General features: G+C 48.6%; 21 protein-coding genes. All 21 read left to right on the forward strand.

Annotation, left to right across the window (positions count from 1 at the left end; translation table 11 throughout):
• Positions 1-6 precede the first annotated feature (6 nt).
• A complete protein-coding gene (locus tag FEN17_RS24685; RefSeq protein WP_138368087.1) occupies positions 7-1,260 on the forward strand; it encodes a sensor histidine kinase in 1,254 nt (417 codons plus the stop codon).
• Positions 1,257-1,943 (forward strand): response regulator transcription factor, encoded by a 687-nt coding sequence (locus FEN17_RS24690; protein WP_138368088.1) that lies wholly within the window; start codon positions 1,257-1,259, stop codon positions 1,941-1,943. Before FEN17_RS24685 ends, FEN17_RS24690 begins: the two co-directional genes overlap by 4 nt.
• A gap of 92 nt (positions 1,944-2,035) precedes the next feature.
• Complete coding sequence (gene rpmB, locus FEN17_RS24695) at positions 2,036-2,275, forward strand: 50S ribosomal protein L28 (protein WP_138368089.1); 240 nt, start codon at positions 2,036-2,038, stop codon at positions 2,273-2,275.
• An 84-nt stretch (positions 2,276-2,359) separates the two neighbouring features.
• Complete coding sequence (folK, locus tag FEN17_RS24700; protein ID WP_138368090.1) at positions 2,360-2,851, forward strand: 2-amino-4-hydroxy-6-hydroxymethyldihydropteridine diphosphokinase; 492 nt, start codon at positions 2,360-2,362, stop codon at positions 2,849-2,851.
• A 287-nt stretch (positions 2,852-3,138) separates the two neighbouring features.
• On the forward strand, positions 3,139-5,511 hold the full coding sequence (locus FEN17_RS24705; RefSeq protein ID WP_138368091.1) for a TonB-dependent receptor: 2,373 nt from the start codon (positions 3,139-3,141) through the stop codon (positions 5,509-5,511).
• 9 nt (positions 5,512-5,520) lie between these two features.
• Complete coding sequence (locus FEN17_RS24710; RefSeq protein WP_138368092.1) at positions 5,521-6,441, forward strand: DUF4249 domain-containing protein; 921 nt, start codon at positions 5,521-5,523, stop codon at positions 6,439-6,441.
• A 94-nt stretch (positions 6,442-6,535) separates the two neighbouring features.
• Entirely contained in the window at positions 6,536-7,651 is a 1,116-nt protein-coding gene (locus FEN17_RS24715) for a DmpA family aminopeptidase (RefSeq protein WP_138368093.1), read from the forward strand.
• A gap of 349 nt (positions 7,652-8,000) precedes the next feature.
• The gene (locus FEN17_RS24720; protein WP_138368094.1) at positions 8,001-8,651 is read left to right on the forward strand and encodes a response regulator transcription factor; all 651 of its coding nucleotides are present in this window, start codon (positions 8,001-8,003) and stop codon (positions 8,649-8,651) included.
• 144 nt (positions 8,652-8,795) lie between these two features.
• A complete protein-coding gene (locus tag FEN17_RS24725; RefSeq protein ID WP_138368095.1) occupies positions 8,796-8,978 on the forward strand; it encodes a response regulator transcription factor in 183 nt (60 codons plus the stop codon).
• Between the two features lie 24 nt (positions 8,979-9,002).
• Positions 9,003-10,166, forward strand: coding sequence for a hypothetical protein (locus tag FEN17_RS24730; RefSeq protein ID WP_138368096.1), 1,164 nt, complete (start codon positions 9,003-9,005; stop codon positions 10,164-10,166).
• A 128-nt stretch (positions 10,167-10,294) separates the two neighbouring features.
• The gene (locus FEN17_RS24735) at positions 10,295-11,245 is read left to right on the forward strand and encodes a hypothetical protein (protein WP_138368097.1); all 951 of its coding nucleotides are present in this window, start codon (positions 10,295-10,297) and stop codon (positions 11,243-11,245) included.
• Positions 11,246-11,276: 31 nt separating this feature from the next.
• Positions 11,277-13,766: an ATP-dependent Clp protease ATP-binding subunit gene (locus FEN17_RS24740; protein ID WP_138368098.1), complete on the forward strand. Its 2,490-nt coding sequence runs from the start codon at positions 11,277-11,279 to the stop codon at positions 13,764-13,766.
• A gap of 27 nt (positions 13,767-13,793) precedes the next feature.
• On the forward strand, positions 13,794-14,648 hold the full coding sequence (locus tag FEN17_RS24745; RefSeq protein ID WP_138368099.1) for a zinc metalloprotease: 855 nt from the start codon (positions 13,794-13,796) through the stop codon (positions 14,646-14,648).
• A gap of 40 nt (positions 14,649-14,688) precedes the next feature.
• Entirely contained in the window at positions 14,689-15,834 is a 1,146-nt protein-coding gene (locus FEN17_RS24750) for a fibronectin type III domain-containing protein (protein WP_138368100.1), read from the forward strand.
• A 129-nt stretch (positions 15,835-15,963) separates the two neighbouring features.
• Positions 15,964-17,094: a hypothetical protein gene (locus tag FEN17_RS24755; RefSeq protein ID WP_138368101.1), complete on the forward strand. Its 1,131-nt coding sequence runs from the start codon at positions 15,964-15,966 to the stop codon at positions 17,092-17,094.
• Entirely contained in the window at positions 17,091-18,488 is a 1,398-nt protein-coding gene (locus tag FEN17_RS27740) for an OmpA family protein (protein WP_229208982.1), read from the forward strand. Before FEN17_RS24755 ends, FEN17_RS27740 begins: the two co-directional genes overlap by 4 nt.
• Positions 18,489-18,504: 16 nt before the next feature.
• Positions 18,505-19,503 (forward strand): hypothetical protein, encoded by a 999-nt coding sequence (locus FEN17_RS24765; protein ID WP_229208983.1) that lies wholly within the window; start codon positions 18,505-18,507, stop codon positions 19,501-19,503.
• Positions 19,504-19,521: 18 nt separating this feature from the next.
• Positions 19,522-19,821: a PAAR domain-containing contractile injection system baseplate protein gene (locus FEN17_RS24770; protein WP_138368103.1), complete on the forward strand. Its 300-nt coding sequence runs from the start codon at positions 19,522-19,524 to the stop codon at positions 19,819-19,821.
• Between the two features lie 84 nt (positions 19,822-19,905).
• Positions 19,906-20,358 carry a hypothetical protein gene (locus FEN17_RS24775; protein WP_138368104.1) on the forward strand — a complete coding sequence of 151 codons (453 nt, stop codon included), beginning with the start codon at positions 19,906-19,908 and terminating at the stop codon, positions 20,356-20,358.
• Between the two features lie 42 nt (positions 20,359-20,400).
• The gene (locus FEN17_RS24780; protein ID WP_138368105.1) at positions 20,401-21,771 is read left to right on the forward strand and encodes a DUF5458 family protein; all 1,371 of its coding nucleotides are present in this window, start codon (positions 20,401-20,403) and stop codon (positions 21,769-21,771) included.
• Entirely contained in the window at positions 21,771-22,178 is a 408-nt protein-coding gene (tssD, locus tag FEN17_RS24785; protein ID WP_138368106.1) for a type VI secretion system tube protein TssD, read from the forward strand. The genes FEN17_RS24780 and tssD overlap by 1 nt, the downstream gene beginning before the upstream one ends.
• Position 22,179 lies beyond the last annotated feature (1 nt).

Genomic DNA, 22,179 nt, shown 5'->3' on the forward strand with positions numbered 1-22,179 from the left:
GTTTAAATGTCAAGACGTACCATTCAATCGCTGACTGTTTTCTCCGCGCTGCTCATTATCGGCGTGGTGATTACGCAGATTTTTTGGGTAAAACAGGCGCTGGATCTCCGACACAGGCAGTTTAATCAGAATGCCCACGTCGCATTGCAGGATGTGGCGGCCAAATTGGCGGCGGTAAATGGCGTAATGCAAACTACCAACCCGGTAGACCAGCTTTCTCCAGAGTATTTTCTGGTAAATACCAATGCGACCACGCAGCCGGAACTGCTTGAAATGTTTATCAAAGACAGTTTTCAGAAACATAACCTGATCACTGATTTTGAAATCGGTATCTATGACTGTACCACCAACCGGATGCGGTACGGGATGTCGCTGAGTACCAAAAACAGTGAAAAAATCCCGACGAAAACGTCTAATTGGGTCAAAACCGATAAGTATCCGTACTATTTCGGTGTGCGTTTTCCGGAGCAGGAAACGTATTTCGCGGGCAGCATTAATGGTGCTATCTGGTCATCGATCCTCGTATTGGTGGCGGTTTCCTTTTTTGCCTATGCGCTTTTTGTGATTTTAAGGCAAAAGCAACTTTCGGAAGTGCAGCGCGATTTTGTCAATAACATGACCCACGAGCTGCAAACGCCGATTTCGACGATCCGGATTGCGGCTGACGTACTGAATACGGAGCAAATTACCGCGCAACCGCAGCGTCATAAACGGTATGTTCAGATCGTGCAGGATGAAATTTCGAGGTTGCAGGGACAGGTTGAAATGGTGCTTTCGATGGCGAAGGCTGAGCGAAATGCGCTGCATTTACAAAAGGAAAATGTGGATGCAGACGAAATGATCCGATCGATCCTCTCGCCTTTTGAAGGAAAAATCAACTTCCGGAATAGTGCGGGCAATCATCTGATAGAAGCCGATCCTTTCCATTTCAGGTGCATGATTACCAACCTGATAGACAATGCGTTAAAGTATTCCGACGATACGCCCGACGTGTCGATTACACTTTATAATAAAGGCAAATGCTTGTTTATCGAAGTGCAGGACCAGGGCATCGGCATTGCGCCGGAATATCAGAAAAAGATTTTCAACCAGTTTTTCCGCATTCCATATGGCGATGTGCATAATGTGAAAGGTTTCGGGATCGGGCTGAGCTATGTCAAGCAAATCGTGCGGGCGCATCATTGGCGGCTCGACCTCCAAAGCACGCTCGGAAAAGGAAGTACATTCAAAATTTCGATACCCCAGAAACAAGCGGCATGAAAAAAAGAATTTTATATGTGGAAGACGATCCCAATCTCGCTTTTGCCACAAAAGATAACCTGGAACAATATGACTACGAGGTAGTTCACGCCAGCGACGGGGCTGAGGCGCTGGATTTTTTTGGAAAAGAACATTTCGATATCTGCGTGCTCGACATTATGCTTCCGAAAATGGACGGGTTCACCTTGGCCGAAAAAATCCGCAGTTCCGACAGTCAGGTACCAATTTTATTCCTGACAGCCAGGTCATTACAGGAAGACAAGATCAAAGGCTTGCGGCTGGGCGCGGATGATTATGTGACCAAACCTTTCAGCATTGAAGAATTGAAGCTCAGGATTGATGTTTTTCTGAGAAGAAGTAAGTCGGACCAGCCAGCTGCCACAAAGGCCGACGCCAGCAAAGTTGGCAAGTATATATTTGATTTTCAGAAGCTTACATTGGCTTTAAATGGTAATTCTCAAAACCTGACATTCCGGGAAGCGGAGGTATTGAAATACCTAGCCGAGCGTCCCGACCAGGTGATCCGCCGCGACGAATTATTGAAGGCGATCTGGGGTGACGACGATTATTTTATGGGTCGCAGCCTTGATGTTTTTATATCCAGATTGCGCAAATATTTGTCCGGCGATCCGGAAATCAAGATTGATAATGTGCACGGCGTAGGGTTCAGGATGCGGTGGTAATCAAGCTTTTTTGAAAATTTATTCCGTCGTTGTTTGCTCTAAAAAAATTAATTCAGCATATTTGCACCCTCATTTGGAAAAATTGCAAGTTTATGGCTAAGGTTTGTCAAATATCAGGTAAAAGAACACGCGTCGGAAATAACGTTTCACACGCTAACAATAAAACAAAACGTAAATTCTTCCCGAATTTGCAGAAGAAACGTTTCTTCCTTCCTTCAACAGGAGAGTGGGTAACTTTGAAAGTGGCAACTTCTGCGCTTCGTACCATCAATAAAAATGGTGTTGAGGCAACCATCCAAAAAGCATACGACAAAGGAACACTTACGTTCTAAAAAGTTTTACGAATAAATCGGAAAGGACTTCTCTACATCGGGGAGTCCTTTTTTTCGTGGATATCACTGATCAACTTCCGCAGCATGCCACTTCACGAAAATGTTTTCCTGCTTCTGGGTTCTAATCTCGGCGATCGTTTTGCGGTTTTGACATCGGCGAGACAAATGATCGAGGAAAAGGTAGGCCCGCTTGTTAAAGAATCGTCAGTCTACGAAACTGCTCCCTGGGGTATCACCGACCAGCCTGCATTCCTGAATCAGGTAATTGAAATTGAAACAGAACTGGCGCCGGAAGAAGTCTTAAGGAACATTCTCGACATCGAGCACGAGCTCGGACGTGTCCGCTACGAACGCTGGGGCGCCCGCGTGATCGACATTGATTTACTTTATTTTAATGATCTTATTCTTGATAGCGCCCGGCTCACATTACCGCATCCCCGCATTTCCGAGCGGCGTTTTACATTAATCCCACTTGCCGAAATCGCTCCCAATTTTATCAATCCCTTCCTGAAAAAAAATTCCTCCGAAATGCTCGCTGCCTGTGAGGACGAAAGTGAAGTTTCAAAAATATCCTAAAAAAATACCATTGGGCTGGTCGGTGATTGATTTTAAAGCGAAGGCCACTTATTCCCTTTTTTAACCAGTTCATCATTTTTTTCTGTTATATCCGGCTCATTAACACGTGCTTTGTCCGCCGTTAAATCAGTGAGGAAATATTTAATGGAAATTTTTTGAGGGGAAGCGTCAACTAAGTTGTCACTGCTAAAATGGAAAAAATTCAATTTTGTTCCAGCTAACTGAGTAAAAGCAGCGAATATCCGTCCACAAAACCAGCACATTTCAAGTAATCAAAAGTAAAGCCCATGAAAATAAAACTATTAAAGTACTCAGCGTTCTGTATGTTCCTCTTCCTGAGCCTGACTTCCCTGGCGCAGAGCCGACACACCGTCAGCGGGTTTGTGAAAGATGCTACCAATGGTGAAGGACTTATCGGCGTATCGGTATATGTCCGCGAAGCCGAGACCGGCGTGGTGACCAATCCGTATGGATTTTACTCGCTCACGCTGCCCGACGGAAATTACACGCTTGTTTTCAGCTATATAGGTTACCAAAAAACGACCAAGAATGTCGTTTTGGATGCCGACAAGACGGTGAGCCTCGAACTGGCGGACGAAAGTAATGAGTTGCAGGAAGTGACGATTTCGACCCAGAAAGAAGACGAGAATGTGCGCGGGATCGAAATGTCGGTCAATAAAGTGGAGATGAAAACGATCCGGAAAATGCCCGCGCTGCTCGGCGAGGTGGATTTGATCCGCAGTATCCAGCTTTTGCCCGGGGTAACTACCGTGGGTGAAGGTGCTTCGGGTTTTAATGTACGGGGTGGCGATATTTCACAAAACCTGGTGCTGCTCGACGAGGCGCCGGTTTACAATTCTTCCCACCTTTTCGGGTTTTTCTCGGTGTTCAATCCCGATGCGGTGAAAGATGTGAAGCTGATCAAAGGTGGTATCCCGGCGCAATATGGCGGACGGATTTCGTCGATCCTCGATGTGCGGATGAAGGAGGGTAACTCTAAAAAACGGGAGATCAATGGAGGTATCGGGTCGATTTTTTCAAGATTAACTTACGAGCAGCCTTTTGCGAAAGGAAAAGGATCATTTATCGTGGCGGGCCGGCGGTCATACATTGACATTCTTGCCAAGCCATTTTTAAACTCCGACCTGAAAGATTCGAAATTCTATTTCTATGACCTGACGGCCAAAGTGAACTATCAGCTGGGCAACAAGGATACATTCTACGCCTCGGGATATTTTGGTAAAGATGTTTTCGGCGGCGGCGATTTTGGTTTCGGCTGGGGGAATGCGACGGCTACGGCGCGCTGGAACCACATTTTTTCCAACAAGCTTTTTATGAACCTGACGGGTTATTACAGTAACTACGATTATTCCTTGGGCCAAAATCAAAACAAACCCGACGCAAAGGATAAGTTCGACTGGAAATCCAAGATCATCAGCAAGAGCATTAAGCCCGATTTTACGTTTTACATTACCCCCAAAAACCAGCTGACATTTGGCGGACAATACATTTATTATGATACCCGCCCTGGAAAAGCCATCGCTGTTTCGGAGGGTGAAAACACCGATATCAGCCTCGAACCGAGATATGCAGACGAGTCGGCCCTATACATTGGAAATGAGCAAAAACTCACCGACCGCATTTCCCTGCAATATGGTATCCGCTACTCCTATTTCAGAAGCTTGGGCCCGGGGACGGAATATCAGTATCAAGAAACCGTAAAAGGCCAGCGGAAAGATCCGGTTTTTCCAGGTACAGAATATAAAAAGGGCGATGTGATCAAAAGCTACGGAAACTGGGAGCCGCGCGCTTCGATTAATGTGGGTATCAGCTCAACCGCTTCTATTAAAGCAAGTTATAACCGCACGGCGCAATATCTGCACTTATTATCGAATACCGCAGCGAGCTCGCCGCTGGATGTCTGGACATTGAGCTCTCAAAACATTCAGCCCGAAAAGGCGGATCAGGTTGCGCTGGGCTGGTTTCAAAATTTCAAGGATAATACTTACGAGGCGTCGGTGGAAGTTTATTACAAAAAGCTTTATAACCAGATCGATTACGTGCCAGGCTCAGATCTGCTGCTGAACCAGTACGTCGCAGGAGATCTGCTTTTCGGTAAAGGCCGGGCTTACGGCGCAGAGTTTTATTTAAAGAAAAACAAAGGAAAACTGACCGGCTGGGTGAGTTACACTTTGTCCAGAACAGAACGGATGGTGGAGACGATCAATAACAGTAAATGGTATCCGGCCAGGTTCGATAAGCCGCACATTTTCACTTCTGTCGCGATTTATGATTTGACAAAACGACTTTCGCTGTCGGCGAACTTCACAATTACCTCGGGTACGCCAGCTACATTCCCGACCAACCGCTACGAGTGGGGTGGCTGGCCGATCGGCAACAATTATGACGGCGCAAGAAATAACAACCGCATCCCGGCCTATCACCGCCTCGACCTTGCTGCGACATTAAAAACGAAGAGAAAGCTTTTCAAAGTAGGGGAAAGCGAGTGGGTATTTTCGGTATATAATGTATACAACCGGCGCAATCCGTTCTCGGTGTATACCCGCGCCAATGAGGATACACCGCTTAAAACAGAGGCAGTTCGTTATGCGGTGATTGGAAATTTCATCCCCGCAGTCACCTATAACTTCAAATTTTAGCTATTAGCCATGATCAAAAATTTCAAAAAATTCATCTACCCTATCATTGCATTGACCGGCTTCGCACTTGTGAGTTGCGAAGATGTAATCGACCTGGATACCGCCACCGGCCCCACGCAGCTGGTAGTCGAAGGCTGGATTACCGACCAGCCCGGCACGCAGACGATTAAGCTCAGCTGGTCTTCGGCCTATTTTGACAATACCACGCCGAAACCGGTGCTGGGAGCCACTGTAACCGTGACCGATAACCTGGGGAAAGTGTACCAGTTTGAAGATCTTGCCGGAAATGGCAACTATACCTGGGGCAAAACCAATGCCGACACGATGGGAAAAGTAGGCCGCACCTACGCGCTGAAAATTACCAGCGAAGCCGACATTTATACCGCAACCACCGAATTGAAGCGTGTGCCAAAAGTGGATTCAGTGGTTTATACCAATGAAAAATTGCCTTTTGAACCAGATAAAGGCCCCCGGCAAGGCTACATCGCCGAATTTTATGCCCGCGATTTTGTCGGTGCAGGAGATACTTACTGGATCAAACCGGTGATTAATGGTAAGCCTGTGGTGGACAAAGCGACGAACATTTCCATCGCATACGATGCTGCATTCAGCGCAGGCGCACCGTCGGACGGGTTGATTTTTATCCTGCCAATCCGGCAATCAATCACGACGGATAGTTTGTACTCGGCCGGGGCGAATGTAGGCGTGGAGCTGCACAGCATTACCCATGAAACATTCGATTATTTGAGCCAGATCCAGGAGCAGGCGCAAAATGGCGGGTTGTTTGCGACGCCGATTTCCAATGTTAAATCCAATGTTGTCAATACCAATCCAAATGGCAAAGCCGCGCTCGGATTCTTCGGGGCATCGGCTGTAAGTCGGATGACGACTATCATTGATCCGGAAAAAGCGCGCCCTGACGACAATTAATCCCGATTTCTGACGTAACTGATCCACTGGTAAACCCTGATTTGCCAGTGGATTTTTTGTTATATTTCAATTTGAAAACCAAGAAGAAAAAGCCATGAAAAAGATAATGCTCCTCCTCGCCTGTCTGCCCTTATTTGTACATGCCCAGAAACGTCCGCGGGAAATGGGTATCAAGATCGGCGTGCTGCCTACCGGCGAGATGAATGCGATTACGGATGTGGCGGGTGTGAAAGTGGGGCAGGTAACACTTATTGAAGGCGCAGATGTGCGTACAGGTGTCACTGCGATCCTGCCGCACGATGGCAATCTTTTTCAGCAAAAGGTTTTGGCGGCGATGTACATTGGAAACGGTTTTGGAAAGCTGGCAGGCTACTCGCAGGTGGAGGAGCTGGGCACGATGGAGTCGCCGATTGTTTTGACCAATACATTAAATGTCCCCACCGCTGCCGACGCGATCATCGACTGGACGCTCGCGCAAAAAGGAAATGAGAATGTGCGTTCCGTCAATCCCGTCGTGGGCGAAACCAATGATGGGTTTTTGAATGACATTCGCGGCAGACATGTGCGGAAAGAGCACGTTTTGAATGCGCTGGCGCAAGCCGAAAATGGCATGGTCGCCGAAGGAAATGTGGGCGCTGGCACAGGTACGGTTTGTTTCGGCTGGAAAGGGGGAATTGGGACTTCTTCCAGAAAGCTGCCTGAAAAGCTGGGCGGTTATACCGTTGGTGTGCTGGTGCAAACCAATTTTGGGGGTGTTTTAAAAGTAAATGGCGTCCCGGTCGGTGAGGAACTGGGCAGCTATGCCTTCAAAGAGTCACTGGATAAATCTTCTGATGGTTCCTGCATGATCGTCGTGGCCACCAATGCGCCCCTCGACGCTCGTAACCTGAAACGTCTTGCCAAAAGAGCTGTGATGGGTCTGGCCCAAACCGGCGGCATTGCTTCCAACAGCAGCGGCGATTATGTTATCGCATTTTCTACGGTCAACCGTGTCATGCACGAAGCGCCGGAACCCACATTTGCCTCCAATTTTCTCCACAACAATTTCGTCTCCCCGCTCTTCCTGGCCACCATCGAGGCCACCGAAGAAGCCATCATCAACTCCCTCTTCATGGCCAAAACCACCGAAGGCACCCAGGGACACAAGGTAGAAGAGCTGCCGAAGGATAAGGTAATGGAAATGATGAAGAAGTATGGGAGGGTGAAGTAATAGTGGTCATTGGGTCATTTGTTGTCAGGTGTTGTCAGGTTTTGTTTTGGAGTAGAACAATACCTGACTAGACTTGACTATACTTGACAACAAATGACTTTTGTAACCAATGTTACCAAATTGTTAAAACGTATACACACCTTAGTCAGTGTTAGCCCCTAAGTGTTTACCTTATAGTTGAATTCCCTGAGCGAAATGTTTTCAGGAATGAGGATAATTTGCTTAATTATCAGGCTTTTAACTAAATCAAGTAATCTTACTTGGCCTTTCCTGTACTTTCACGTATTGACGCCGGGTATGTGCAAGGGCTATCTTTGAACTCCTAAATCCACACTCAACCCCGAACCTGATGGAGCAGTCAATTACTCACGCGTGCCTCGTTCATCCCCACCCGCTTGAATGCGAAGCGGTAGCGGAATGGCTCAGAAGAAGATCCCACATAGAACTGGTAGGTAAGTGCAATAACCTTGAACAAATTACACAGCTGCCTTACTTAAAAGAAGTTGACATTGTAGTTGTTTTCGCGCACCACGCCGAGCGCACTGCCGATCAGATATTGAAAATCAGAAAGTTATATCCCCGGTTAAAGTTTTTATTACTTGCACCCACACCTTCGGCCGAGTCTGTGCGGGAAGTGGTCCGCTCCGGCGTGAGCGGTTATATCGTATTTGAAGCCGAGCTCGACGAGTGGGAGCGTGCTATCCGAGCGGTCTCCGAAGGCAAGGTTTATTACGGTCAGGAAATCATGATGAAGCTGGCGGAATCTTCTCTTGACAACTTTATGCAGGAACCGGCTCCTACCACACGCGATTTTTTGAGTAAAAGAGAAGTAGAAATCCTCCGGCTCGTAGCCAGTGAATACTCTACAAACCGCATTGCAAACGAACTTTGCATCAGCGATAAAACGGTTGAGACGCATCGCAGAAATCTTTTTCACAAGCTCGGCGTCAAAAATTCGGTTGGACTTACGAAGATCGCCGTCCGCATGGGCGTAGTTTGATTTGCCTGAACGCTTCATGGGAAACCATTAGAAGAACCCTTAAAACGGAAAAGTAAAATCAGGGTTTTTCTTTAAAAAAATCAGGGTTTCCGTCGATTGAATCAGCAGCGGCCATCAGGCAATTTTGTCAGCGAATTTTTAACAATGGAACTGACCCAGCGCGAGAAAGAAATTCTGGACCTCATTATGGACGAGCTAAGTTCCAAGGAGATCGCAGAGAAACTGAAAGTAAGCGTTTCGACGGTAGAGGCTTATCGCAGGAGCCTGTTCAGAAAGTTCGGTGTACGTTCGGTGATTGGCCTGGTAAAGGCAGCGATGAAAATGTAGCACTCACGAAATTTAGCATGTAGTATGGCAGATGTCCGCCACCTGGCAGTGAATTGGGTCGATGGGATGAAGATCTCGAAACAACATTTTGTTGACACGGATCATTATCACTCCGACCAGTTAAGACGTGGACAAGCTGCCTCTCAAACTCCGCTCAGTTATGGTTTGCTGATTCCTGCTGACGGTGACGAGTCGATTGAAATGCAGATTTTGGGCGATGCAAGCCAGCAGATCAGGATACGCATTGATCAGTGTCAGGCAGTGGCGCCGGATGGAAGCCATTTCGACGTGGTTGCTTCGGATGAACTGAAACTGGATACCTCGCTCAATCAGGTGATCGAGCAGTATCATTTACCCCCTGGAAAGAATATTACGCTTTATTTGGTACTGAGTGTCAGTTTGTTTGAAAGAAAACAAGTAGGTAACCCGCTGGAAAGTGAGATTCCGGTGAGGCATCCCAACACATTGCCTGCTTACCGCATTAACCTGGTGCCTGCCGAAATGATCGATACCGGGCAGTGGGGCGGACCGGCTTTAATTATCGGAAAGCTGGATTACAGCAATGCAGAGCTCAAAGTTGCACGCGATTTTATCCCCGCCTCGAAAGCGGTAAAAAGCCATAAAGGCCTGAGAGAGTGGTACAACCGGTTTGGAGGATATCTTAATGACATTGAAACATACTCCTTCCGTATCATTCAAAAAATTAAGACAAAAAGCCAGAAAAGTACCTTGTCCGACAGTGTACAGCTGATGGTCGAAAGGCTGGTGAATGTGTTCTCTATGGTGAATGTATCGTATCAGCGGACAGTACCTTTTGAGCCGCCGGTACAAATGGTCGTGAGCATGGTGCAGGCCGTACAAAGTATCCGCACGTCGCTGGAATGTTTGACGGACCGGGAAAAAGAGGAGCTGCTGGGTTACCTGGGCGAGTGGGCCGATGACTCACCGGGCAGTCTGGAAAAGCAGATCATGGCGGTCATTCAGGTAACATATAACCACAATGATATCCTGCCCTGCCTGAAAACCATCGATACGTTTTACAGCATGTGGAGCGCATTGTTCCTGAAATTGAGTCAGTTGGAATTTATAGGAAAACGAAAAGGTCAGCAGGTGTTCATCATCGAAAGCCCGGTACACGAGCCGCCGGTGCAGCCGGAAAAGCCGAAATCACGGTGGAGTCCGCTGTAAATAGCAACGCGTCTGGGGATACGGAATCCCTGATGCCGCCCCGCCTCCCGTCGGTTGAAACCGACGGAAAATGATAAAATAATTTGTTGACCGTTGGCTTCAGCCGACGGAAGTAGCACTAGGAAAACATGGAGCCAACCAACAAAAATCAGCGCAAAACTGCTATCGGCAAATTCGTCGGGATGTACCTGCTGTCGCTGACATTCCCGATCCTGGGGGTGTACCTGCTGCTGCGCGTGCCGGGCTCGGTGGGTGAGTCGGAGACGAAGCGGTATAAGGAAATTGTCGATGAGCAAACCCCGATGCTGACCGATGCGGATACATTGAGCAACATTTCAAAAAAGGTAATCCAGCTCGACGGCGCATATAGCAGCGCTACCGACGAAATGTCAAAAGCCACGGCACGGACGCAGCTGGTGGACATAGAAAGCCGGATCAACAGCATTATGAGCCATTTTAATGCATTGTCTACATCTGCTGCGCATGAACAAAACAAGCGGCTTTCGACTGGGATAGCAAAGCTGACAGAGGCATTGGTCACCTACCGGCAAACGATTTCAGAATTGCGCCGAACATTGGATAGTAAAGGGATCGACGTGCAAATGGTGAATGATCTGCGGAATCAGATCAATATGAAAGACCTGGAAATCAAGAGTATGGAAAGACAGCTGCTGGCTGGTGCCGCAGCGGCAGGCGGTGGAGGCGGTGGCGGCGGGGCCGATAAAGAATTGCAGGCCAAACTTGCCAAAGCCGAAAAAGAACTGGACAGCTATAAATCCGGGAAATCGGGTGGTGGCGGTGGGGCGAGTGGCGACATTACGGCCATTCAAAAGCAGCTAGACGAATGTTTGTCAGCGAAAAACGGCACGGCGGTAACTTACCGGGAGTGGTTAAAATACTCGGAAGCAGAGGGTTATTATCAATTAATGACCCAAGGGAACCTCCGGAAAAACGACAGGAGGGTATATTACGACCAGGCGAAACAGATCTACGACGGACTTCAACTCTCCACGGCCAACAAGGAGATGAAGGCAAAAGCAACAGAAAGGCTTATCAGTTTACAGAAAAATCAGCCGTAGCGGCACACCAACTTTCTTTCATTTTATTCAAATGCAAACCGAAGGACTCAGGTACGCGATCACCGTCGCGCAATCATTGGCGCGCGAATACCGGCAGGAACGTTTTGGCCCGCCGCATCTGCTGATGGGCTTGCTGCACAATGATGTAGGCCTCGCTTCCGAGCTCGTGATGGCTGGGAAAGACGCCTCCTACCTGCGCGATTGGGCGGAAGTAAGACTGGAAGAAAGCCCGAAATCGGTGAAGGTACCTGAAAATCCGCAGGCCGATGAAGCTGCAAAAGCGTGTCTGGAACTGGCGGAGCTGATTTCGCTACAACTGAATTCGGATACCGACCCGCTCTGCGGACTTGCGGCTGTTTTGAAGCCGGGGGTAGGATTTTCGGCGGAGCAGCTGAAATCTTTACCTATCACACAAAAAGAAGTACTGGCGCTGAGCAGCCAAACAGGAAATAAGCAGTCTGAAAACCATGTTGCCGAGGACCATGCTGCCCCGAAAAGCGCAGGTAACCCTAAAACCGCAACTACAAATCTTGAAAAATTCACCACCGACAAAACCCAGCGTGCAGCTGAGGGAAAAACGGACTCTGTCATCGGTCGCGACCGGGAGATTCGCCAAATGGCGGAGATATTGGGAAGAAGAAGCAAGCCGAATGTGATTTTGATCGGTGAGCCGGGTGTGGGTAAGTCTGCACTGGTGGAGGGTTTTTCCAAATTGATTGTAGAGAAAAAAGTGCCTCAGCTGCTTCAAAATGCACGATTGCTGGAAATTGATCTGGGTGCATTGGTGGCAGGGGCATCCTACAAAGGAGAGGTTGAAGAAAGACTGAAAGGAATTTTGAATGAAATAAAAGCTTTTGATAAAGTCATTTTATTCATCGACGAGATACACATGCTGCTCGACCCAAAAGGTTCGATCGGTACCGGCGTTTCGCAATTATTAAAACCGGAACTGGCACGTGGGGAAATTACCGTCATCGGCGCCACGACGCCCGAGGAATATCGCAAATACATTGAAAAAGACGAAGCATTTTCCCGCCGGTTTGAAATATTGAATGTAGATGAACCCGACGAGGCGACTGCGACGCGGATGATCGAACATATCCTGCCGGTTTACGAAGCGCACCACGGCCTGAAAGTGGCGGCGGGCACTGCGGCGGAGGCAGTGAAATTGTCGAAAAGATATGTGAAAGAACGCCGGCTGCCGGATGTAGCATTGGATTTGCTCGACCGGACGATGGCCGCCATGCGGTTGATGGATGAAGTTTCGGAAGCCGAACTGGTAACATTACAATCCGACCTGGATGCCTTACTCGCTGTGGATGAGGCAGAAAGGGTTCACGAGCTAAAATGGTTCGCCCGCCAGCTGCCCAATCGCCTGAGTCCGCTGCTGGTTGGAAAACTGGATGAAGCCACGGAGGAAGAACTGGAAACGGCCGAAGGTATCCACGAACATTTGACCACCAAACTTGCTGCTTTGCAGGAACTGGCTACGCAGCGCTCTGGCAGCGTCGGGAAAAGCGAGATAGCTGCCGTGATTTCCCATAAAACCGGCATTCCGCTGGGTAAGCTGCAAAGTTCGGAGCGGGACAAACTGCTGGGAATTGACGAAGTTTTGAAAAAACGGGTGGTGGGACAGGATCAGGCGGTGAAAGCATTGAGCGAGGCAATCCTGGAATCAAGATCGGGGTTGATCAAGGCTGGACAGCCAATCGGATCATTCTTTCTGCTAGGCCCGACGGGTACTGGGAAAACAGAAATCGCGAAGGCGCTGGCTGATTTTCTTTTTAATGATGAATCTTTTTTGATCCGGTTTGATATGTCGGAATTCAAGGAAGAACATTCAGCAGCATTGCTTTACGGCGCGCCTCCGGGATATGTGGGTTATGAAGAAGGAGGTTTATTGGTCAATAAAATCCGTCAAAAACCGTATTCCGTGGTTTTGTTTGATGAAATAGAAAAAGCGCATCCCTCTGTTTTTGACCTTTTTTTACAAATACTCGATGAAGGAAAGCTGCATGACAGGCTCGGTAAGGAGGGTGATTTTTCAAATGCAGTAATCCTTTTTACCTCGAACATTGGGCAGGAACACATTGTGGCCGATTTCAATAAAGGCGTCGTGCCGAAGTCCAATGACCTCATGGAAATCATGGCGAAACATTTCCGCCCGGAATTCCTGGCGAGGCTGACCGAAATTGTTCCTTTCGCGCCGATTTCGGAGGATAATGTGGTGAAGATATTCAGCATTCACCTGCGCGGTTTGACTGATTTACTTGAAAAACAAGGTATTATCCTGGAACTGACCCCGGAAGCCAGAAAGCATATTGCGATGCAGGGCTTCACGCCGAGATATGGCGTGCGGCCACTGAAAGGTGTGATCCGGAACATGCTGCGGCGACCGATCAGCCGGATGATCATTTCAGGCGAGGTCGAAAAAGGATCGGTGATTCGGCTAAGTCTGGGCGAAAACGATGAAGTCGTTTGGGATACACAAACAGAAAAGCAGGAAGCGGCTGTTTCCTGACCTTCGGAAATCTTAAAAGTCAATGTTATGCAACTCCATTTTTTCAGAAGCGCAAAGCGCTGGGATTCTGCGCTTTTGCCAATTGATGATAACACATTCGGGCTGATCCTGCAATTCAGGGTAAGGCTGGTGCGGGTGGAGCCGACGACCCGGTTTTTTATGTCGGACACTTATGCCACCGGAAACGGCCGTCTGCACGATACTTACGGGACTTTTCACCTGGATGCGTGGACGAATCAGGAATGGGAATCCTACAAAACGAACTTTGTAAATGTGGTGCAGCGGCATTGGAGTGATAAATTTGTGCTTGACCCCGACCGCGCCTGGTACCGTCCGAGAATGGGCGCCAACCTTACTTCCGCAATCATTCAATGTGGCTTGTCGATCGAGCTGGTGGAAACTTCCGCGCAGGCGCACCAGACTTTCAGGATCATTCACCCGCGGGAGAACAATTTCAGGTCTTATGTGGAAATGTATAACCGCACAGGGCTTTTTACCCATCTGGACCTGGAACCGCAATGGGGTGGCGGGCGCCTGACACGCGTAGGAAATGCCAGACACAGCATTGATTTTCTGCAAACAACGATCAACCACGAGTTTGGACATACGCTGGGACTGAACCACGTGAACGGCGTAGGTAATAGCGATAATAACTACGGAATTACCCTGGAACAGCGTGAAAACCAGATGGGTTTAGGTGGAAGGCTCACTACAAGGCATGGCCGCCCCTGGCTCAATAGTCTGGTGGACCGGCATCACATCATTCCGGAGCGCAGACATTTACCCGAAGACCGGGTGAAGTTTACCGCCAGGGTAGATAGTCCGCAGCTGATAGAATATTGGGACGATGACTGGCAGCCGACTGCTGCTGCCACACACTAGTTTCTTCGCATTGTTAGTGATTTGAAAAAAAATACATCAAATGAAAAGGTTTACCATTTACCTGATCGCGTGCCTTGCATTCATGCTGGATGCCTGTAATTTGTTTGCGCCGGTGGACCCGCTCACACCGCAGGTTTCGGAAGTGACGATTCTGGCGGTTACCAATACTTCTGTGAAGGTAAGTGCGTCGGTTTCCGACCCAGACGCAAAAAACAGCCGACAGGAGAAAAAGAGCGGCAAAATCCAGGACTACGGCTTTGTTTACGGCATACTCGACGACCCGACCATAGAAAACGGATATGTAGAGCAAGGCGGACAGACCATTGCCGCATCGCCTACTAACTGGGAAGACCAGATCACGCGCCTTTCATCCCAGGAGAAATACTACATCCGGGTTTATGCCAAAAATGAAGGCGGCGGCATTATCTACGGTCCGACGGCCACTTTTACAACCGGTAATTTTGTACTGCCAATACTCGCGATTGTAAATGTTTCAAATATTCAGCAAACCTCAGCGGTCATAAACTATTCAATATCAACTGCTAATAGTAATGCAACCATTACTAATTACGGCATTTGCTATTCTGCCACAAACCAAATGCCGACCGTCGGTGACACGAAGGTGCAAAATGCCGGCGCGCCGAATACAGGCGCATTGGCGGCGCCTATCGACAAGCTCTCGGCGGGGACAACTTACTATGTAAGAGCTTTTGCTACCACCAATGCGGGTGTAGCTTACAGCCGCACAGCCGCTTCATTTACAGCCGGGCAGCCTGCGGTTTTGAAAGACACCACATTTGTAATGAATTATTCAAATACCTACGATCTCGAAACCGGCGATTTGCAGTCGCGGAACGGGATGGAAGATTTGTACTGGTATCCTTACGGCCAGCCTGCGGGTATTTATCCTAAAAACGCCGCCAAGTTTTTTGTAATGCCAACCGGTACCGATTACAAGGCGCTCAAATATTCTGATCTGCTGCCGTTGAATTATTCAACAGATTTCATCGATGGCAGTTACACTACCAAAAACAACAAGCTCTTCAACGGAACAGTGGTGGCCTACGTGACGAATGTGGGGCACTATGGAAAAATGCGGATCAATTCAAAAGGTACAGACCGGACAGATACCGATGTGTACTCGGGAAATATGGAAGTGTCGATCACAACTTACAACAACGATTAGTAAAACGTATAAACTGTATCGTTAAAAAACTTAGGGGTAAACCCTGATATAAATGAAAAAGATTCCTGTTTGAGGCACGGCGCTGCAAATTGATGCCACCGTCGGGGCTATCATGAAAAATAATTAAAAATGATCAGATACATCTATACATGCTTACTGGTTTTGATCACATTCTGCACGATGGCGCAGGACCGGATCTGGCTGGATAATGGTAATCCGGTGCAGGCGAAACTGAGCCGGGCGATGGATAACAAGCTCGAATGGGTAGCCTCCGACGGTATCCCGCGGATTTACAACCGCAAGCGTTTTTTGGTGGTTTTCGCGGCCAGCGGGCAGTTTATGGTGATTTCGGAGCTGAATGAAAATACCAATAAAGCACAAACGCAGATCGAGGCATTTTACAAATCGCCGCCGCGGAATGTGACGCAGGATATCATTGTAAAAAGTGTCCCGCTGACGGTCATCGCCGGTTCGATTTCCTATGAAAGCGATGAAGTCATCAACTATCTGACCACGGATAATAACCCGGCGTCGATCAACAAGGAGGAAGTAGCCGCGGTCATTTACCGCGATGGCCGGCATGAAATCCTGCGCGATGTGGTGGATGTGGCGCCGCTGCTGGCTTTGGCTCACAAGGATATTGAGAAAAAAGAGCGTGAGATTGTTAGAAAAGAGCAGGAGAAACCAAAGCCGCAGCAAGAGCCGGTAGCAGTAAAACAGGAAAAACCTGCTCCGCCGAAAGAACCGGCCAAACCATTTTTGTCGGACCAGGAATACAAGGAGTACAGCGCAAAGGGCATCCGGCGGGTGGATGAGTTTACTTCTTACCTGCGCATTATAGGGGATAAAAGTTTAAAGTCGGAGGAAAAGAACAAAGCTGTCGCACAGGCACTTAGTCTCTTTGAGCCGCAGGCGACGGTGGCTGTAAGCTCGGCCAAGGGTGTGAAAAAGTATCCGGTGAAAGAGTACCTGAACCGGCTGAAATTGCTGCCTTACTCCAAAATCAACATTACCTGGAATGAGGTGAAATATGTGAGCGAGCTGAAACAGGAAGCGGACGGAAATTATTACGGTACGATTGCGGCGCAGCAGGTTTTTGAAGGATTTGCGGCCAACGGGAAAGTGGCCTACGGCGATATCACGAAGAAAAACATTCGTGTGAAACTGGAATCGTATCAGAAAACGGTCGACGGGAAGGATACCGTAAACTGGCAGGTTTTGCTTGGAAATATTGGCGTCGAAACCACGGAAGGACAATGAGATACAATCGGTTTTTATGGGTTGTTTTGTTGACATTGGGCTGGACTTCGCTCTACGCACAATGTGGCTTCCTGGCCGGAAAAGTGACGGAAATCTCCGGAGCTTCACCGCTGGTAGCAACGATTTCGGCCAAAACAGACCAGGGAAAAGTTCGGCTGGGCAAAACCGATTCGCTTGGAACCTTCAATGTGGAAATGCCCTGCAATGTTTCGATGATCAACATTGAAGCGCCCAAACACCAGTCGATGCAGATTCCGCTGAATGCTGATTCCAAGCTGGAAGGGACGTATTTCGTGCATTTTTCGCTGATGCCGCTGGGCAGGCAAACCAGCGACGAACCTTATGCGCAATCCGAGCAGACGCATTTTGAATTGAAGGATACCACGAAGGCGCAGACGTCGATTATCAGAAGGTTTGAGGTAAAGGATGCGCTGACAAACCAGTCGCTGCCGGCAGAAATCTGTCTGTATTTTACGCAAAAACAAAAGAAAGACTGCTTCAATGTGATGGTGTCGAAACCTTCGGCGGAGATTGTTTTTACAGAGAAAGACATTGTAGCGATGGAGGTAAAAGCAGCTGGTTACCAGGCATATAATGGTAATCTGATCCTGGATAAAACCGACGAGGAGCCGCGTACCTACATTATAAAACTCAACAGGGTGCACACGATTTTATCCGTCAACATTATCAATGCGCGGACGGGCATGCAGGCGCAGCTGATGGAAGAAAGCAAGTCGGTAATTCCCTGGAACCGGATCAATGACGGACATTATTACGCCGAAGTTTCGCCTGGAAAATCGTACCGGCTGGGCGTGAGTGGCGCAAACCAGAGCGATTTCAGTACGGCCGTGGCATCATTGAAAGAGGGTTTAACATTAAAATCAATACGAATTCCTGAGCGGGAACCTGCGGCGGCGGCAAAAGCAGTCAGCGAATCCTCTGAAGCTTCTGCGCCAGCCACAGCACCGGCCGTAAGAACATCGGGCACTGGTGGAGCCTCGGCGGCAGGAGCACCGGCGACAAAACCAAAAACCGGGATCATAGCCAGCGACAGAACGCTTTATTTTCCAAGAAGTGATTACAAGCTGCCTGTACAATCGAGGACTTACCTGGATTCTTTGGCCAGCTATGTCACTGAAAATAAAGGGAAAGGGCTGCGGATCACCGGACATACAGACAATGTGGGCAACCCCAATTTGAATGTCACATTATCGGAATACCGGGTGCGGGTGATTACGCGGTACCTGGTAAATAAGGGCGTACCAGAAAACATGATTGTCGCGTCGGGCGAGGGCAGCAAGCATCCGGTGGTGCCCAACGATACCGAGGAAAACAGGCGCAAGAACCGGCGGGTGGAGGTACAAATAGTTGATTTACAGGAAACAAGAAATTGAAATCATGATCCATGCAATGAAAAATTCTACAAACCTGAAATGGAAGCTGCTGATCGTAGCGGGGCTGCTCTCTGTTTGCCAGGGATTTGCGCAAACATTGAGCCGGAAAGACGCCGATGAGATCCGGGTTTTGGCGCGGGAAAGAGTGAAGGGCTTGAACGACCTTTTGAATGCGATCGCGAATGAGGACCTGAGCAACTACGAGCGCCGCTACCTCATGATGAATAGCTATATGCCTAGTAATGACCAGATTTTCATCAACGATGGCGTGATCGTAGAAGACGATACCGATCCGAAAGTGAAGGCGACGGCACCTGGGTTGGACACACCGATCGAGAAGTACCTGAGCAATTTCGACCTGTTTTATACCAAAACCGAGACAAACACGATCGAGTTTTCCAACATTGTGGTAGGCGATGTGAAAATGGACAAGTATCCGTATGTGAAAGTGTTTTATACCCAGCAGTTTAAGGGAAAAAGCAATCGCGACAACACGCCTTACCCACCGGTTTCAAGAGTGGCCGAGCTGCGGGCTGATAAGTCCGGGAACGACTGGATTGTTTTCCTGACAAGCCTCGCATTCAACTCCACAGAAAATGCCAAAGCTGCACCGGTAACTCCCAAAGCATCAGCAGCTTTTGATTCTTTACAAAAGAAAAAAGAACCGCTGGTAGCCCAGCCAACCGACAAAAAACCGGTAGCATCGCCGGAAGCTACGCGGCAGACTGAGCAGATCTCAAAACAAGTTTCACAGGTCAACCAGGCGCAGATCCAGCAAGCCAGAAAATGGGGCGCGATCAAGCTGGGTGCGGGTGTAGCGGCGATTGCATTTGGAGCGGTGACTTACAGTATGCTCAACAAGGATTATAAGGATTACAAAAATAAAATCGCTGACGCAGAAGGTTTTACGAGCTATGCAAAGCCGGGTGTTTTTATTTCAATCGGCGTAGCAGCAGTCGGGGTAGGTGTGTCGCTGAGCTCGATTTTCGATTTCAAGACAGCGAGAGGGAAGTAAGCTTAAACCCACAAACCAATGTCACAGCCAGCAGCAAGAGTAGGAGATATGCATGTGTGCCCGATGGTGACACCCGGTGTGCCGCCGATCCCGCATGTAGGCGGGCCGGTGCTTCCGCCCGGAGGCCCGACGGTGCTGATTGGGGGAATGCCAGCCGCCTGTGTCGGTGATATGTGCGTGTGCGTCGGTCCGCCGGATGTGATTGCGATGGGTTCGACGACAGTATTGATCGGCGGAAAACCGGCCGCCCGCATGGGAGATACCACGGCACATGGCGGTACCATAGTAGCAGGCTGCCCGACGGTTCTGATAGGTTGAAAAGTATTTAACCCGTTAACAACTAGCCTTTTAAAACATTAACCTTCACCCATTTATAAACTTAACCATTAACCATACAACATTATGTTCAACTACGGAATAGGTGGAAATGAGCGCAAGATCGACCAGTCGAGCGAGGGTATTGCGGACATTCCCCAAAACAGGACCCTTTTTGCCACGCAGCTTACCGGCGATCCCTCGCCCCGGCCCGAAATGGTGTACGATTTGAAAACCACGGAAGAGGTTTTTGCACATTACCAGCCCGAAGCCGAAGTAGAATTTATCACGCAGGACGGCAGCTTCATCAATGAGAATTTTCGGTTCAAAAATCTGGGTGACTTTGGTAAAAAAGGCATCATCGCGCAGAGCGCATTTTTGCAGGACCTCGACGCCAGAAACGAAGCTTACCAGCAGGTTGTCAGACATTTAAAAGTGAACAAAATCCTGAAAGCCGCCCTGGAAAAACCGGAGGCGAAGGCGGCGCTGCTGGGTGTTTTTCAAACATTGATCAACGAATTGGAGGAAGCGGATAAATAGTAATTGGTCGCAACTCATTAACAACATTCATCTGAAATCGACATGGCAAACGAATCAAAAATAAATGAAGCTGCGTCTGGGGGCGCTTTGAAAGAACGTGTAGCGGTTCCGCTGGAAGCTGGGCTGCCGCAACTGGCGAAATACGGCGGATACGATCTGGTGGAAACCATCATTGAAGGTGCTGCCAACATTAACCCGGAGAAAAAAGCGCGTAAGAAAATATTTCTTACGGAAGCTGATAAAAAGAAAGAACGTCAGCAGCTGAAAAAGCGGCTCGAACTCTGGTCGGAGCTGCTGAGTAGTGCGGAGTCGGTGCCTGAAATGATTGAAGTCGGACAGAAACAGGCGGATACGGCTTTTGAATTACTGAAAGAAAACCTCGGTAAGGCGGTGGAAACATTGCGGCCGCTGGAACAGTCGTACCGCTCGGTGGCGATGTTTTTCAAGAATACCGACCAGGATAAAGTCAAAAATGTGACATTCCTGAATGCCGATCCGGAACAGTTGCAGGACCTGGACGTGACGACATTTATCGACGCGGTAGGTGAGGAACTGGCTGCCAAATTCGACCGTCTCGATTTGCGTGAAAACTATTCGATCCTGAATGTGCCGGGTTACCTGGGGTCGGGAAAAGTGGTGGATAAGTGGGCTAAAATGGCGCACCAGAACAAGGTAATGCTGGTGACAGATTTTATGCACCTGGATGCACCAGAAGATGTGATGGAGCTTTTCGAATCTGCTAACCTCACCGGCGGCGCGGCACATTTGTCCAATGTGATGATGACCTGCAACTGGCTGGTAGGCAGGGCGAAACATGCAGATCTGGGTGAGGAAGATGACCTTTTTATCCCACCTTCGACAGCATTGGCGGGTAATCTTTACAAAACACTAATGTCGCAGGTGGCGGCTGGTAAAAAGCACGGAACATTGAGCGAGGTGGATGGTGTGCGTTTCCCGCTGAAAAAATCGGAGATCGCTGATCTGGAAAAAATGGGGTTGATCCCGATGGTCAATGAGTATAGCAAAGTGATGGCATTCTCGGCCAAAACCTTGTTCAATGGCGATAATGTGGGTTTACAGACTTACTCGGTGGTGCGCGTCTTCGACTACATTACCAAAGTGCTGATCGACTTCCTGAACCGCCGCGCCTTTGAAAACTTCGATTACAACACCAAAAACGATCTCAAAAAGCAGATCATCAAGTTTCTGGACAGCGTAACCGGGCCGGGCAAACTGATTGAAAAATTCAGTGTGATGCGTTTTGAGCAGGATAAAAATCAAAAAGACAAGGTATACCTCGACATTCACATGGTACCTTATTTTCCTGCCAAAAATTTCATGATCGCACTCACCGGGCAGAAGGGGGATGACCTGGATGCAGCGGCCTGGGCAGCGGAATATGCGCAACAATAATGCCCTTCCAAGCAACCCTAAAAGTCGACGGCGACCACGAATTCACGGTCATGTTTATGCGGTTTGAGCTGCATCAGACGGTGGATGATGCGATGTCGATTACTTCGCCGATGCAGTGGGCGCATTTGTATGTGGAGCTTGAAATGGTGCTGGACGATTTTCTGATTGAATGGGCCAACAAGCCGTCGCAGAAATATGATTTGACGGTGGAGCAGTTCGGGGAGAATGGGCCTTTTAAAACGCTCAGTTTCAAAGACGCTGTGTGTACTGAGTTTGTGGAAATGTTTGACGACGGTACTGACGATCTGGACAAGGCGCTGACGCACAGGTTGCAGAATTTTATCACCTGCCTGACGATCACGGCTTCGAGTGTGGAGGTGGACGAAGCCAAACTGGAAAATTTTTAAA

The sequence above is a fragment of the Dyadobacter luticola genome (assembly GCF_005860805.1).
GTDB classification, from domain to species: domain Bacteria; phylum Bacteroidota; class Bacteroidia; order Cytophagales; family Spirosomataceae; genus Dyadobacter; species Dyadobacter luticola.